Source organism: Streptomyces sp. NPDC056835 (genome assembly GCF_042789485.1).
In the GTDB taxonomy this organism is placed as follows: Bacteria; Actinomycetota; Actinomycetes; order Streptomycetales; family Streptomycetaceae; genus Streptomyces.
Genome location: NZ_JBHUBB010000031.1, coordinates 76,293 through 91,147, shown reverse-complemented (window position 1 = coordinate 91,147; position 14,855 = coordinate 76,293). Strand labels below are relative to the sequence as shown.

Annotated in this window: 10 protein-coding genes; 4 read left to right on the top strand and 6 right to left on the bottom strand. The window is 72.8% G+C overall.

Annotation, left to right across the window (positions count from 1 at the left end):
- Positions 1 to 57: 57 nt before the first annotated feature.
- From ACFRMN_RS29945 to ACFRMN_RS29935, 3 genes are all read right to left on the bottom strand, one after another.
- Entirely contained in the window at positions 58 to 1,626 is a 1,569-nt protein-coding gene (locus tag ACFRMN_RS29945) for a DUF5719 family protein (protein WP_383025167.1), read from the bottom strand.
- Entirely contained in the window at positions 1,623 to 5,450 is a 3,828-nt protein-coding gene (locus ACFRMN_RS29940; protein WP_383025164.1) for a glycosyltransferase, read from the bottom strand. The genes ACFRMN_RS29945 and ACFRMN_RS29940 overlap by 4 nt, the downstream gene beginning before the upstream one ends.
- 240 nt (positions 5,451 to 5,690) lie before the next feature.
- The gene (locus ACFRMN_RS29935) at positions 5,691 to 5,954 is read right to left on the bottom strand and encodes a WhiB family transcriptional regulator (RefSeq protein ID WP_014046372.1); all 264 of its coding nucleotides are present in this window, start codon (positions 5,952 to 5,954) and stop codon (positions 5,691 to 5,693) included.
- Positions 5,955 to 6,659: 705 nt separating this feature from the next.
- Between ACFRMN_RS29935 and ACFRMN_RS29930 the strand changes: the two genes are divergently transcribed.
- The 3 genes from ACFRMN_RS29930 to ACFRMN_RS29920 all read left to right on the top strand — a co-directional run bounded on the left by ACFRMN_RS29930 (position 6,660) and on the right by ACFRMN_RS29920 (position 9,522).
- Complete coding sequence (locus ACFRMN_RS29930) at positions 6,660 to 7,208, top strand: cysteine dioxygenase (protein ID WP_383025161.1); 549 nt, start codon at positions 6,660 to 6,662, stop codon at positions 7,206 to 7,208.
- A gap of 68 nt (positions 7,209 to 7,276) precedes the next feature.
- Positions 7,277 to 8,233 (top strand): 2-phospho-L-lactate transferase, encoded by a 957-nt coding sequence (gene cofD / locus ACFRMN_RS29925; protein WP_383025158.1) that lies wholly within the window; start codon positions 7,277 to 7,279, stop codon positions 8,231 to 8,233.
- A complete protein-coding gene (locus ACFRMN_RS29920; RefSeq protein ID WP_383025155.1) occupies positions 8,230 to 9,522 on the top strand; it encodes a coenzyme F420-0:L-glutamate ligase in 1,293 nt (430 codons plus the stop codon). The genes cofD and ACFRMN_RS29920 overlap by 4 nt, the downstream gene beginning before the upstream one ends.
- A gap of 9 nt (positions 9,523 to 9,531) precedes the next feature.
- Here the strand turns inward: ACFRMN_RS29920 and ACFRMN_RS29915 are convergent, their stop codons facing one another.
- The 3 genes from ACFRMN_RS29915 to ACFRMN_RS29905 form a co-directional block, all read right to left on the bottom strand.
- A complete protein-coding gene (locus ACFRMN_RS29915; protein ID WP_383025152.1) occupies positions 9,532 to 10,527 on the bottom strand; it encodes a DNA-3-methyladenine glycosylase family protein in 996 nt (331 codons plus the stop codon).
- 850 nt (positions 10,528 to 11,377) lie between these two features.
- Positions 11,378 to 12,460, bottom strand: a complete 1,083-nt coding sequence (locus tag ACFRMN_RS29910; protein WP_383025149.1) for a sugar phosphate nucleotidyltransferase — start codon at positions 12,458 to 12,460, stop codon at positions 11,378 to 11,380.
- Between the two features lie 97 nt (positions 12,461 to 12,557).
- Entirely contained in the window at positions 12,558 to 13,832 is a 1,275-nt protein-coding gene (locus ACFRMN_RS29905; RefSeq protein ID WP_383025146.1) for a peptidoglycan recognition protein, read from the bottom strand.
- A gap of 127 nt (positions 13,833 to 13,959) precedes the next feature.
- Between ACFRMN_RS29905 and ACFRMN_RS29900 the strand changes: the two genes are divergently transcribed.
- Positions 13,960 to 14,712 (top strand): TIGR03089 family protein, encoded by a 753-nt coding sequence (locus ACFRMN_RS29900; protein WP_383025143.1) that lies wholly within the window; start codon positions 13,960 to 13,962, stop codon positions 14,710 to 14,712.
- Positions 14,713 to 14,855: the final 143 nt, after the last annotated feature.

The following is a 14,855-nucleotide window of genomic DNA, read 5'->3' as shown; positions in this document are numbered from 1 at the left end:
AGGCCCCCGGCCGGACAAGGCCTAGGACGGGACCCAGGACAGGATCCAGGACAGGACCTAGTTGCCGTCGTCCAGGATCGACAGGTCCTCCCTGGCCTTCGGTACGGACACGGTCCCCCGGTCGTCCGGCAGCGTCTGGACCGTGAACATCGGGACACCGTCCTCCGGCAGCTCCAGCGTGCGCGCCGCGTGGACCGGACCGCCGCCCGGCTCCGGCTCGACCGTCAGCGCGTACGAGCCCTTCAGCCCGCCGGGCACCGGCGGCGTGACCGCCAGGGTCGTACCGCCCTTGACCGTGTACGTCTTCTCGGCCGGCTCGCCGCCCCCGGTCCCCGCCGAGGCCGTGACCTTGACCTTCGCGGTCGCGCCCGGCGCGGTCAGCGAGAGCGTCGAGCCCTTGGCCCGGTTGTCGGCGACGGTCGACCGCGACGCGATCGGCGCGGTCGCCGGGATGAACGCGATCTCCCGCTTCTCACCCTTGCCGCGCACCACACGCAGCGCCGCGACCACCGGGGCCGCGCGCCCGCCCTCCGCCGTGCTGAGGATCAGCGAACCCGCCTGGCCCTTGGTGAGGTCCGCCAGTTCGAGGGTCGCCGTCATCTGCGACTTGATGTGCAGGCTCTCCTTTCCCGCCGGGGTGATCGTGCCCTCGGCGCCCGCCAGTTGCACCTTCAGATCGGCGTCGTCGGAACCTGTCGCGAACGCCACGAGCCGTACGTCGGTCGCGTCCGCCGGGATTCCGGGCAGCACCAGCCGGGCGGCCGGATCCGCCGCGGCGGCCAGCCAGTCGCTGCCCCCGGCGCTGTCCGCCACGCGCACCGCCGCGCCGACCCGGCCGGAGCGGGTGGTGACATGGACCGTCACATCGGTCGCGGCCTCGGTGGTCAGGGTGGAGAGCAGCACCGGCACGCTGGACCTGGCGGGCACCGGAATGCCCTCGCCCACCTCCGACTTGACCGCGCCGTCCTTCCCGTACAGCTCGATGTCGGCGACGGCCGCGGTGTCGTCGGGGTTGGTGAGATGGACGTAGTCCTGGCGCGACCTCTCCGTGCTCGCGCCCGGGAACCAGAAGTCCGTGTCCGGGGCCGTGCAGCTCAGGCCGAGCACCCCGCGCGCGTCGCCGACGCCGACCGTGGTGGTCTGCTGAGTGGTCCAGCCGGGTGCGAACCGGCCGGTGGCGGTGCCGACGAGAGCGGGTGCCTCGGCGCCGCTCGCCTCGACGGAAACGGGTTTGCCGGGCTCCTTCAGACTGACGAACGGCTTGTCCTTCGCCGGGTCCTTCTTCGCGCCCTCCGCGTCCGTCCCGTCCTTCCCGTCCTTGGCCTTGTCGTCGGAGGCGCCCGCGTCGGGGGCGTCGACCAAGGTGACGACGGACTCCATCAGTTCGGCCGAGCCGGCCGTATCACTGCCCGCCGTGCCCGCCGGCGTGATGGAGGTGTACGTCGTCTCCGCGACGTCCGAGACACTCGGCGCCGGGCAGAGCTGGCTGGTGCGCTCCACGGGCAGCCGGGCCGGGGCCTGGGCGGCCGCCGCGCCTCCCGTGTCGGGCGCGGTCAGGGCGGCGAAGCCGGTGACGGCGGCGAGGGCGGTGGCGGCCGCGATGAGGGAGAGGGTCGTACGGTTCACTGGTCACTGCTCCCGTCGGGGCGCCGGCGCTGTTCGTTCTCCGTGCCGTCGGCGTAGGGCTGCTGGGGCTGAGGCTGGGGTTGCTGGGGCTGCTGGGGCTGCTGCCCGTAGCCGTACGGGTCGTACTGCCCTTCCTGGTACTGGCCTTCCGCCTGGTACTGGCCTTCCCCTTGATACTGGCCGGCCTGGTACTGCCCCTCCTGGTACTGGCCGGCGGGGTACTGGCCCTCCTGGTACGGGTCCGCCGGGTACTGCTGATACGGCTGCTGGTACTGGCCCTCGCCGTACTGTTCGCCGTACTGCCGCTCGTTCGGGTACTGGGCCTGCGGGTACTCCGCGCCCGCGTAGGTGTTGGCGTCCCACTCGCCGTACGCGGGCTGCTGGGGCACCGTGCCGTACGCCGACTGCTCCTCAGCAGGCGCCGGCGGTACGGCCGGCTGCCGCGCGGTCGCGTACTCCCCCGGCTCCCCCGTCTCAGCCATCCCGCCCGGCCCGCCCGGCCCGGCTCCCGGCCCGGACTCCGGGCCCGGTCCATCCGCCTCGGCCTCCGCCGCCGCACGCAGCCTGCGCGCGCGCCGGCCCTCGCCCGCCGACGCCTGCGCCGGAATCTCGATGTCCTCGTCGGGCAGGTCGTCGTCGATCTCCCGGCGGCGCCCCGGCAGCGCGAGCACCAGCAGGACGACGGCGAGCGCGCCCTGCGCCCAGATCCACGCGGTGTGCGTGATCGGGTCCTCGTAGGTGAGGTCGAGACGGCCGCCCTCGGCGGGCAGTTCGAAGCCCTGGGCCCAGCCGTCGACGGTCTTCTTCGTCAGCGCCTTGCCGTCGAGTGTGGCCTGCCAGCCCTCGGCGGCCCGGTCGGCGATCCGCAGCACCCGTCCGGAAGCACCGGCCGGGATCTTCGTGTGTGCCTCGACCGGCTCGGACGCGACGGCCAGCGGCTCGCCCTCGCCCTTGCCGTCGACGATCGTGGCCCGCGAGATCTGCCGGTCGACGCGCCACAGCGCGCTGCCGTCCAGCTGGCTCAGCCGGGTCAGCCCCGGGGTGGCGTCCAGCACCCGGCTGGTCTGCCGCGGCACGCCGTCCCGTACGAGTACGTAGCGGATCGCGAAGCCACTGAGCTGGTCGGTCTGGTCGGCGCCGGAGCCCGCGACGAGGTTGGCGACGACCTTGTCGAGCCGCGGATCGCCGCCGCCCGACGCGGTCAGTTCGGCATCGCCGAGCCGGCCGCCCGAGCCGCGGACCAGCGAGTACGAGACCTCGGCCGCCGACGTACCGCCGAGGACGAGCGTGCGCGGCTGGTCGCGGGTGATGCTCTCCTCCGCGACGAACGCGGGGACCTGCACCGGGTCGCGGCGCTCCAGCGGTCCGGACGCGCCGCTGATCATCCAGCCGAAGGCGGCCAGCAGCGGGGCGAGTCCCGCCGCGACGGCGATGAGTACGGCGACGGGCTGGCGCCAGCCGAAGCTCTCCGCGGCGACACGCTCCCGCGCGCCGTCCGCGCCGAGCACGGCCGCCGCGATCAGCGCGAGTCCGTAGAGCAGCGTGGCGGGTCCGGCCCAGCCGGAGTTGTTGGTGAGTACGGCGAAGACCAGCGCGAGGATCGCGACGGCCCAGGCCGAGCGGATCGCGAACTGCCGCTCACCGCGCAGCAGGGCCGCCAGCGCGGCGAGCACGATCCCGATCAGCAGGATGCCGCCCGCCGCCTTGGGCCCGCCGGGGCTGATGCCGAGCAGATCGAGCGCGGTGGCCGTGCCCGTACCGAACTCCAGCCCCGCCTCCTGGAGGAAGGCGGACGGCGAGGTCAGCAGCGAGAGCGACCAGGGCGCCAGCAGCAGCAGGGGGGTGCCGAGCCCGGCGAGTACCCGCGGCCCGTACGCGGCGAGATCGTCGCGGCGCAGTGCCAGGACACCGAGACCGAGCAGCAGCGCCACCGGCCACACCACCGGGGTGAAGGCCATCGCGAACGTCAGCAGGAAGGCGTACGCCCAGGTGGCCCGCCAGCTGCCGCGGCTCTCCCCGCTCGCGACTCCGCCCGCCCCGCCGCGCATCCCGTAGGCGGCGACGGCGGTACGGGCGATCAGCGGCAGCAGGACGGCGAGTACGGCCGTACCGAGCCGTCCGGTGGCCAGCGCGCCGGTCGCGGCGGGCAGGAAGGCGTACGCGACGCTCGCCCAGGCGCGCAGCAGCCGCGATTCGACCAGCGGCCGTGAGGCGAAGTAGGCGGTGACTCCGGCCAGCGGGACCGAGCAGACGAGAAGGAGGGTCAGCGCGAAGCCGGTGGAGCCGAGGAACAGCGCGGAGAGCGCGGCGAGTACGGCGAGATAGGGGGGCGCGGTCTCGGTGACGCCCGTACCGACGGGATGCCAGCCGTCGGCGTACCGCGGCCAGAGGTCGGAGACATCGGCGGGCGCGGGCAGCAGCGCCCCGCCCGCGAGCGCGCCACCGCCGAAGAGTCCGCGGCAGGCGATGAGCGAGACGAGCAGCAGGATCCCGAAGAGGACGGGTCCCGGCTTGTGCGCGAGCTTCTTCAGCCGGGCGAACTGCTCGATCTCCATGAAGTCGGCGTCGTCACCGCCGGGGCCCGACTCGACGGCGCCGTGCCGTGAGCCGCCCGCGTCGGCGTCCGAGTCGCCGCCGAGGCTGCCGGCGATCTGCTCGACCGTCGCCCGGACGGTGGCGCCGGGCGGCGGGAAGAGCGGGCGCAGCTCGGCCGCCTCGACGACGCCCTTGCCGCGCTGCCGCCGGGCGCTGATGATCCGGCCGGGCCGCAGCAGGGTGCCGGAGAGCCCCATCACCTCGTCGACGGCCTGGCCCGGCGCCTTGCCGACGAGATAGGCGAGGGTGCGCAGCAGGGTGCCGACGACAAGGCGGAGCAGTACGTAAGGGAGGACGGCGGCCCGCGCGTTGACGAGCATGGTGTAGACGGCGCCGGCCTTGTCGACGCGGTGCGGGTTGACGACGGAGCGGCCCGCGCAGTCGACTGTACGGCGCTCCCGGGCGGCGGCCTCGGCGTGCCGCAGGACGGCGTCGGGGGCGACGAGCACCCGGTGGCCGGCGGCGTGCGCGCGCCAGCACAGGTCCACGTCGTCACGCATCAGCGGGAGCCGGCGGTCGAAGCCGCCGAGTTCGTCCCATACGTCGCGCCGGATGAGCATGCCGGCGCTGGAGACGGAGAGGACGGTACGGACCTGGTCGTGCTGGCCCTGGTCCTGTTCGCGCCGGTCGAGTCCGGTCCAGCGGCGTCCGCTGTTGGCGATGGAGACGCCGACTTCGAGGAGCTGCTTGCGGTCGTACCAGCCGCGCAGTTTGGGCCCAACGACCGCCGCGTACTGGTCGGAGTCGGCGACCCGCAGCAGCTCCGCGAGGGCGTCGGGGTCGGGCGCGCAGTCGTCGTGGAGGAGCCAGAGCCACTGCACCGGTTCGCCGTGCGGCAGTTCGGGCATGTCGTACGTGTCGTCGCGCCAGCTCCGGGTCACCGGGTCCCAGCCGCTCGGCCGCTTCAGATACGGCAGATCGTCGGGCGTGAGCGCCCCGGCGGTGCGTACCGCCTCGTCCACGGCCGTACCGAATCCGGACCGGCGCGCGAGATGCAGGACGCGTTCCGCGCCGAGTGCTTCGGTGAGCAGCCGGGCGGAGTCGTCGGCGCTGCCGGTGTCGGCTGCCATGACGTTCTGTACGGGTCGTTCCTGGCCGAGCAGCCCGGCGAGGGCGTCGGGCAGCCAGCGCGCACCGTCGTGGGCGACGAGCACCGCGGTCACGACGTGCCGCGGGAACTCGGGGGCGCTGGCGGTGGCGGAAACGAACGCGGCGGTGGTGGGGGACATTGAGGTAGCGGGCCCTCCGGCCGGGGGGTCGCCCCGAAGGGGCGTGGGAGCGTCTCGGACGGGGCCCCACACTAACGGTAGGGGGGAGGGGCGGCGGACGGGCGGGAAACACAACGGTCCGCCGTCTGCGGGGAGGTGCAGACTGCGGACCGTGCCATACATAGGAAGTGGTGCCGGTCGTTCCGGGCGGCCGGCCGGTCTTCGGCCCCGGCCACCGCGACCGGGCCGGCCGGGCGGCGGTCAGATCGCGGCCTTCTTCAGCCGGCGCCGTTCACGTTCCGACAAGCCGCCCCAGATACCGAATCGCTCGTCATTGGCGAGGGCATACTCAAGGCATTCGGATCGGACCTCACAGGCGAGACAGACCTTCTTGGCCTCACGCGTGGAACCGCCCTTCTCGGGGAAGAAGGACTCGGGATCTGTCTGGGCGCACAAGGCGCGCTCCTGCCAGCCGAGTTCCTCGTCCGCGTCCTCGACCAGCAGTTGCTGGAACAGCTCGGTCATGTGCGCCCCTCGTCTGTCTTTTGCGTCCCCGTGATGTGGCCGCTATCGATTTCGGCCGAACGACACGAGTGAAATTACAAGTGCGGTGCTCCGGCCAGGTCAAGCCGAGATCTGCTATTGGGCCCGGTATTCACTCTGCGGAACCAAGGCTATGCGGAAAGTGTTCAAATCACCAAAAATCTGACACATGCCACTGGCCTGTTCGCATCCACCCCCTTCTCGACAAGAGAGACGTCGAGAACCGCAACCTTGTTGCGGATCACCCCCGGGAAGCGATCCGGATCACAGTCTGATCACGAGGGCGCGAAGGTGTTTACGAGCACGGTCGCTGCCCGATGTGTCCGCACCCACCGCCAGGCAAACCATTCCGCGGCCGGATCAACCGGATGAGGTGAAACATTGCGGCCAAACCGGCCATTGAGTTGACATCCGTAACCGGATTCGCGACCTTTGACTCCATGCCAGCGAACCCCGCGCCCACCGCGACCCACCTCCGTGGATACCGCAGCGCTCTCCGGGCCCGCTGTTGCTGTTCCAGCTCCGCCTGCTGTTGACGCCGCCAGGCTCCGGCCGGCCGTCCCGCTCCTCCTGATCACCCTCGCGTGATCTCCCTCGCGCTTTCCCCGCGTCTCCCGTGCGGTGCCGCGCACCCGTCGCGTCCCCGCCGCAGCCCCTCTTTCTTTCTGCCGAGGAACCACCGCCCCCATGAACAGCGACAGCGACCTCCAGATCGCCGGCGACCTCCTTGAGGTCCCGCACCTTCTCCAGCCCGCCCGGGAGCACCCGTCGACGGTGGCCGAGTTCGCGGGCCTCGCGCGCGCCCTCGCCGCCGACCGCGCGCAGTGGGCCCCGCTCGTCCAGTACGACGCCACCAGCCGCTGGTACCACCGGCTGCGCACGGGACCCGGCTACGAGGTGTGGCTGCTCTCCTGGGTCCCCGGCCAGAGCAGCGGATCGCACGACCACGGCCGGTCCTCGGGCGTACTGACCGTGCTCGCCGGGGAGCTGACGGAGCGTTCGGAGAGCGGGAGCCGCGCCCTCACGCCGGGCGCGCAGCGGGTGTTCGCGCCGGGCTATGTCCATGAGGTGGTCAACGACGCGATCGAACCGGCCGTGAGCCTGCACATCTACTACCCGGGTCTGACCGAGATGCCCATGCACTCCGCGCGCTGCGCCCCGGCGGCCCAGGATGTCGTACCGGCCCGGCCCACCCGTCGCCCGACCACCGCCCCTCAACGATCAGCCTCCGGCTGACAGACTGGCCCACCCGTCACCCGACCACCGCCCCTCAACGATCAGCCTTCGGCTGACAGACTGTCTTTATGCGCATTGTGGTTCTGGCCGGCGGTATCGGCGGCGCCCGCTTCCTCCGCGGCCTCAAGCAGGCCGCGCCGGACGCGGACGTCACGGTGATCGGCAACACCGGTGACGACATCCATCTGTTCGGGCTGAAGGTCTGCCCCGACCTCGACACGGTGATGTACACCCTCGGCGGTGGCATCAATGAAGAACAGGGCTGGGGGCGTACGGACGAGACGTTCCAGGTCAAGACGGAGCTGGCGGCGTACGGCGTGGGGCCCGAGTGGTTCGGCCTCGGCGACCGCGACTTCGCCACCCATATCGTCCGTACGCAGATGCTCGGCGCTGGCTATCCGCTGAGCGCCGTCACCGAGGCCCTGTGTGCCCGCTGGAAGCCCGGCGTACGGCTGCTGCCCATGTCCGACGACCGCGTCGAGACCCATGTCGCCGTCGATGTGGACGGCGAGCGCAAGGCCGTGCACTTCCAGGAGTACTGGGTGAAGATGCGGGCGTCCGTGGACGCCCAGGCGGTCGTCCCGGTCGGCGCCGACCAGGCCAAGCCCGCGCCGGGAGTGCTGGAGGCGATCGCCGCGGCCGACGTCATCCTCTTCCCGCCGTCCAACCCGGTGGTCAGCATCGGCACGATCCTCGCCGTGCCCGGCATCCGGGAGGCCATCGCAGAGGCGGGCGTCCCGGTCGTCGGCCTCTCCCCCATCGTCGGGAACGCGCCGGTGCGCGGGATGGCCGACAAGGTGCTCGCCGCGATCGGCGTCGAGTCGACGGCCCAGGCCGTCGCCCTGCACTACGGCTCCGGGCTGCTCGACGGCTGGCTGATCGACACCGTGGACGCCGCGGCCGTGGCCGGGATCGAGAGCGCGGGGATCCGCAGCCGGGCCGTCCCCCTGATGATGACGGACCTGGAAGCGACCGCCGCGATGGCCCGTGAGGCGCTGGCGCTGGCCGAGGAGGTACGGGCATGACGTCGTACCGCGTCCGCGCCCTGCCCGGGCTGCCGGAGGTCCGGCCGGGCGACGACCTCGCCAAGCTGATCGTCGCCGCCGGTCCCGGGCTGGTCGACGGCGATGTCCTGCTGGTCACCTCGAAGATCGTCTCCAAGGCGGAGGGCCGGATCCTCGCGGCCACGGACCGCGAGGCGGCCATCGACGCGGAGACCGTACGGGTCGTCGCGCGGCGCGGCCCCCTCCGCATCGTCGAGAACAAGCAGGGTCTGGTCATGGCGGCGGCCGGGGTCGACGCCTCCAACACCGCCGCCGGAACAGTGCTGTTGCTGCCGGAGGACTCCGACGCCTCCGCCCGGACGATACGGGAGGGGCTGCGGGACGCGCTCGGCGTGGATGTCGGGGTGATCGTCACCGACACCTTCGGGCGGCCCTGGCGCAACGGCCTCACCGATGTGGCGATCGGGGCCGCGGGCGTACGCGTCCTGGAGGATCTGCGCGGCGGGACCGATGTCCAGGGCAACCCGCTGAACGCGACCGTCGTCGCCCTCGCCGACGAGCTGGCCGCCGCCGGTGACCTGGTGAAGGGCAAGGCCGAGGGGCTGCCGGTCGCCGTGGTGAGCGGCCTGGGCCACCTCGTCGGCGACACGGAAACGGACGCGCGGGCGCTGGTGCGGGTCGCCGCGGACGACATGTTCCGGCTCGGCACGTCCGAGGCCGTACGGGAAGCGGTCACTCAGCGCCGTACGGTCCGGGAGTTCACGGACGAGCCGGTCGACCCGGGCGCGGTCCGGCGCGCGGTCACGGCCGCCGTCACCGCTCCGGCGCCGCATCACACGACGCCGTGGCGGTTCGTCCTCCTGGAGTCACCCGAGTCGCGGCTGCGTCTCCTCGACGCCATGCGCGACGCCTGGGTCGCGGACCTGCGCCGTGACGGCAAGCCGGAGGAGTCCATCGCCAAGCGCGTACGCCGCGGCGACCTCCTGCGCAAGGCGCCGTATCTGGTGGTGCCGTGCCTGGTGACGGACGGCTCGCACACCTACGGCGACGCCCGGCGCGACGGCGCGGAGCGCGAGATGTTCGTGGTCGCCATGGGCGCGGGCGTGCAGAACTTCCTGGTGGCGCTGGCGGGTGAGCGGCTCGGCTCCGCGTGGGTCTCCTCGACGATGTTCTGCCGGGATGTCGTACGGGACGTGCTGGATCTGCCCGAGGGCTGGGACCCGATGGGCGCGGTGGCGGTGGGCCACGCGGCCGCCCCGCCGAAGGACCGCCCGGCGCGGTCGCCGGAGTCCTTCCTCACGGTGCGGTAGCCGGTTCTCTCACAGCCGGGCGATGTTCCGGACCGCCATCCGGGGCGCCCGGCGGGCCGGGGTCCGGCCGCTGAGCAGGATCAGCCGGGTCGCGCGGTGCCGCTGGCCCGCGTACGGGGCGAGGAGTTCGAGCATCGCCGCGTCGTCGGCGTCCCGGTCGTCCGCGAGCGCGTGGCCGATGATGCCGGGGAGATGCAGATCGCCGACGGTGACGGCGTCGGGGGCGCCGTTGGAGCGCTGCACGACCTCGGCGGCGGTCCACGGGCCGATCCCCGGGATCAGCTCCAGCCGGGCGGCGGCGCGCTCCGGCTCCATCGCCGCGGCCTCCTCCATCCGGCGCGCGACCCGGACGGCGCGCAGGATCGTCGAGGAACGCTTGGCGTCGACACCGGCCTTGTGCCACTCCCAGGAGGGGATCATCGCCCAGGTCCGCGCGTCGGGCATGACGTACAGCCGCTCACCGGGCGCGGACCCCGGTGCGGGGCCCGGGGCGGGCTCGCCGTGCTCGCGCACCAGGATCCGCCAGGCGCGGTACGCCTCGACGGTGGTGACCTTCTGCTCCAGTACGGACGGGATCAGCGACTCCAGCACCAGTCCGGTGCGGCAGAGCCGCAGGCCCGGCCGGCGGCGCTGGGCCTCGGCGACGAGGCGGTGACGGGGGACGAACGCGTCCGGGTCGTCGCCCGCGCCGAGCAGTTCCGGCAGCTGCTCCAGCATCCACGCGGCGCCGTCGCCCCACGCCTCGGCCTCCACGACCCCACCATGCCGCACGACCCGCAGCGTGCCGGGCCCGGCGGGCGTCCGGGAGGCCCGCCACACGGAACCGTCCGGGTACGCGCGAAAGGTCGGATCGGCGGGCCCCCGCCTCAGCGGCCCGAGCACGAGCCCGAGGTCGTGGGGGTCGGGGGGCGTCCACTGGCGACGTAGCCCTGGGCCGTGATCGGCGCGCGTGGTCCCTGGACGGCGTGGCCCGGGTACGGGTCGTTGTGCGAAGCGGCCTGCCACGGTTGCGGTCCTCAGGGGTCGGGGTCACCCCCGAGGCTAAACGGTTCTCCGTCCGGCGGGGGCTGGGGGTGCGGGTTGCGGGTTGCGGGGTGCGGCTTGCGGTCTCGCGGTTGGCTGCCGGGGGTGCGGGTTGCGGGTTGCGGCTTGCGGTCTCGCGGTTGGCTGCCGGGGGTGCGGGTTGCGGGTTGCGGCTTGCGGTCTCGCGGTTGGCTGCCGGGGGTGCGGGGCCTGCGGAGGTGCGTGTCCGGACTGCTTTCCTCACCGCGCTTCGCGCGTGCTGCGACGCTTTACGTCCGGACACGCACCTCCTCCGACCCCGACCCCCTCCCCCGGCGGTCGCCTGCCCCGCCGCCCTGCCGGGGGTTTGGGGGCGGGTGCGGGCCGGTGGCCCCGTCACTCGCCGTCCCGGCGGAGGTGAGTGGGCCGGGTGTGGGAGGTGCCGCCGCCTCCCCTGCTCGGCCTCGCGCACGAACGCGTGGCTTGTGCGGGCGGTGGAGGGGGGCGCGCAGGGGTCGTGTCCGGGACGTAGAGCGTGATTTGTGGCGCGCGAACGCCAGTCTCTAAACGCTCGGCAGCTGCGCGCCGTAAATCATGCAGTCCCGGGCGCGAGCCCCGGAGCGCACCCCGGCAACAACCCGCACCCGACCACCGGCCCCACCCAAAGACGGCCGGACCGCACCCCCCGCCGGACGGCGCACCCCGGCAACAACCCGCACACGACCACCGGCCCCAGCCAAAGACGGCCGGACCGCACCCCCCGCCGGAAGGCGCACCCCGGCAACAACCCGCACCCGGAAACCGGCCCCAGCCAAAACGCGCCCGAAAACACCCCGCCGGACGGCGCACCCTCCTACGCGTCGGAAGAGAACCGCACCGCCCCCGCCGGCAGCACCGCGTCGCACCACACCCGCACTCCCTGCCGCAGTTCGTTGTCCGCCCCCACCACCGCCCCGTCCCCCACCACCACGTCCGACAGCACCGTCCGCGCCCCCACCCGCGCCCCCGCGCCTATCAGCGAGTTCGTGATCACCGCGCCCGGTTCCACGACCGCGCCGTCCAGGACCGCGCTGCCCGCGATGCGCGCGCCGTCGCCGATCAGCGCGGCCGGGCCGATCACCGTGCCGCCCGTGAGCTTCGCGTCCGGGGCGACCGTGGCCGTGGGCAGGATCAGGCGTTCGCCGCACTGGCCCGGGACCGCCGGGGACGGGGCGCGGCCGAGGACGAGGTCCGCCGAGCCGCGTACGAAGGCCTGGGGGGTGCCGAGGTCCAGCCAGTACGTGGAATCGACCATGCCCTGGAGATGCGCGCCGGCGGCCAGCAGGTCCGGGAAGGTCTCCCGTTCCACCGAGACAGGCCGGCCCTCCGGGATGGTGTCGATCACCGAGCGCCGGAACACATAGGCGCCCGCGTTGATCTGGTCGGTGACGATCTCCTCGGGCGTCTGCGGCTTCTCCAGGAAGGCCGTCACCCGCCCGCTCGCGTCGGTCGGCACCAGACCGAAGGCGCGCGGGTCCTCGACCCGTGTCAGATGCAGCGAGACGTCCGCGCCGGACGACGCGTGGGTCCGCACGAGCGCTCTGATGTCGAGGCCCGTCAGGATGTCGCCGTTGAAGATCAGCACCGGGTCGTCGGGCCCGGAGTCCAGCCGGGAGGCGACGTTCCTGATGGCGCCTCCCGTACCGAGCGGGTCCCGCTCGGTCACGTACTCCAGGCTCAGACCGAGGGACGAGCCGTCGCCGAAGTACGGCTCGAAGACCTCGGCGAGATAGGACGTCGCGAGGACGATGTGTTCGACGCCCGCCGCGCGTGCCCGTGCCAGCTGGTGTGTGAGGAACGGGACGCCGGCCGCCGGCACCATCGGCTTGGGGGTGCGGGCGGTGAGCGGCCGTAGCCGGGTGCCCTTGCCGCCGACCAGGAGGATCGCTTCTGTCACCGTGTCATCTCCGCTTCCTGCTGGGGTCGGCGCTTCCATCCGTACATGCATACACGTACGCGCACACAGAACCGACCAGTGTTCGCGACCGCTGGCGTCAGCGGCGCTGGTATCCGCCCGCCGACTTCCGTACGGCGCTGAGCTTTCCGTAGAGCCGGTTTCCCGGGCAGTCGGTGGAGAATCCGTCCCGGTGCCCGGAGATGGCGTTGAGCCTGACCTTTCTGCCCTTGCCGTACTTTCCGCTGCCGCCGGACGTCAGCGTGACCTTCCCCCGGGCGTTGACGCCGTGCAGCCCGAGCTTCCACGCGGTGAGCTTGGCGACGGCGGTCGTCGCGGCGGCACGCGGATTCGTGCCGCCGTAGGTTCCGAGGACGGCGATGCCCACGCTGTTGGTGTTGAAACCGAGGGTGTGGGCGCCCCGTACGGGCCTCGCCACTCCCCCGGCGCGGCCTTCGTAGATGTTTCCGCACTTGTCGATGGCGAAGTTGTAGCCGATGTCGCGCCAGCCGCTGCTCTTGACGTGGTAGCGGTAGATACTGCGCAGGACGGAGGGCGCCTGCTTGCAGCTGTAGTTGTTGCCCGTGGCGCTGTGATGGATGAAGGCCACCTTGACGGTCCTGGAGTAGCCGAGCCGCTTCTCGCGAAGCCTCTCGTCCGCGCCCCAGCCCCCGCGCGTGATGATGCGCGGGCGCGGTGCGCCGTACGACCTCGCCGAGAGCACGTCCCCGGGTGCAGGCCAATCGCCGCTGTACTCGGGGGAGATGGGGGTGTCGGGTGCGGGCCCGCTGTCGTCCCCCGGTCCGGCGCCGTCGTCCTGGGCGTCCTTTCCCGGGTCGATCAGTTCGAGCCGTAGCCCCCGGGGCAGCGGCGCGCGCACCGGACCGCTCCCGTCGTCCTCCTCGGCGGCCCGTACGCGCAACTCCACACCGTCCGAGCCACCGACCCAGAGCGGGGCGGTGGAGCCGCGCGCGTGTCCCGAGTCCCGCTCCGCCGTACCGAGGTCGGCGCCGTGTTCCTGGTTGTGCGTCTCCAGGTCCTGCCAGTCGGACCAGAGGTGTGAACCGGCCGCGCGGGTACGGACCTGGACCGTGCCGTGCAGTTCGGCGTCGGCGTCGTCCCAGACGACTCCGAGCAGCGAGAAGGGGCTGACGTCGCGCCGGGTCACACCCTGTTCCGTGGTGGCGCCCAAGGACCGGTCCGAGCCGACCGCGCTCAGCGGAAGCGACTGGGTGGAGCCCGGTACGGCGGCCGACCCCGTGTTCTGTGTGGCCTGTGGGACCTGTGGGGCGGCGATCGCGCCCGACGGGGACAGCGGGAGGACCAGGGCGGCGGTGCACGCGACGCCGATCGAGGTTACAAGTGAGGCACGCATGTGCCGATCCTGGGCGCGGCCCGACCACCACGCCCGTCGGGAAAACTGACGGGCCGTCGGTCCAACCGGTGGACCCCGTCACCGGTACGGCGGTGGCCGTCCGGCTCCCCCGCGTACCCTTTGCCGCGTGAACTCCAGCGACCGTACCCCCGCCGACCTGCTGCGATCCGCTCTCGCCACGGACCCGGCCCGCCCCTTGGTCACGTTCTACGACGATGCCACCGGTGAGCGCGTCGAATTGTCCGTGGCCACCTTCGCCAATTGGGTGTCCAAGACCGCGAATCTGCTCCAGGGCGATCTCGCCGCCGCGCCCGGCGACCGGCTCGCGCTGCTGCTTCCCGCGCACTGGCAGAGCGCGGTATGGCTGCTCGCCTGTTCCTCGGTCGGTGTGACGGTAGAGATCGGTGGGGATCCGGCAGGCGCGGATCTGGTGGTCAGCGGCCCGGACACGCTGGACGCGGCGCGTGCGTGCGGAGGCGAGCGGGTGGCGCTCGCGCTGCGTCCGCTGGGCGGCCGTTTCCCGCGGCCGCCCGAGGGCTTCGTGGACTACGCGGTCGAGGTGCCGGGCCAGGGCGACCGGTTCGCGCCGTTCGCGCCGGTGGACCCGGACGAGTCCGCGCTGATCGTCGGCGGTACGGAGCTGTCCGCGGCCCAACTTGTGGCGCGCGCGGGCGCGGACGCCGTGGAGCGCGGTCTCACGCCCGGCTCGCGGCTGCTGTCGGGGCTGGCGTACGACAGTTGGGACGGGCTCTCGGCCGGGCTGTACGCCCCGCTCGCGGCGGGCGGGTCCGTCGTGCTCTGCCGCAACCTCGGGAAACTGTCGGCGGAGGCGCTCGAACAGCGCGTCGAGAGCGAACGCGTGACCGACAGGGCGGTGTGACGCACGGCGGGCGGGCAAGACCGCTACCGGCCAAACTCGCCCGCCCTCGCCGCTCGCCCGAAGTGACCGTCCCCCACCTGAGAATCGGCTGAGAAATCGGCCTCTCAAAATATTCCATTCGTTAGATAACGGACCCCGTCCTC

Bases quoted from the DNA above. Each gene is read 5' to 3' on its own strand.
- ACFRMN_RS29940 (WP_383025164.1), bottom strand. From the start codon at position 5,450: ATGTCCCCCACCACCGCCGCGTTCGTTTCCGCCACCGCCAGCGCCCCC.
- ACFRMN_RS29935 (WP_014046372.1), bottom strand. From the start codon at position 5,954: ATGACCGAGCTGTTCCAGCAACTGCTGGTCGAGGACGCGGACGAGGAA.
- ACFRMN_RS29930 (WP_383025161.1), top strand. From the start codon at position 6,660: ATGAACAGCGACAGCGACCTCCAGATCGCCGGCGACCTCCTTGAGGTC.
- cofD (WP_383025158.1), top strand. From the start codon at position 7,277: ATGCGCATTGTGGTTCTGGCCGGCGGTATCGGCGGCGCCCGCTTCCTC.
- ACFRMN_RS29920 (WP_383025155.1), top strand. From the start codon at position 8,230: ATGACGTCGTACCGCGTCCGCGCCCTGCCCGGGCTGCCGGAGGTCCGG.
- ACFRMN_RS29905 (WP_383025146.1), bottom strand. From the start codon at position 13,832: ATGCGTGCCTCACTTGTAACCTCGATCGGCGTCGCGTGCACCGCCGCC.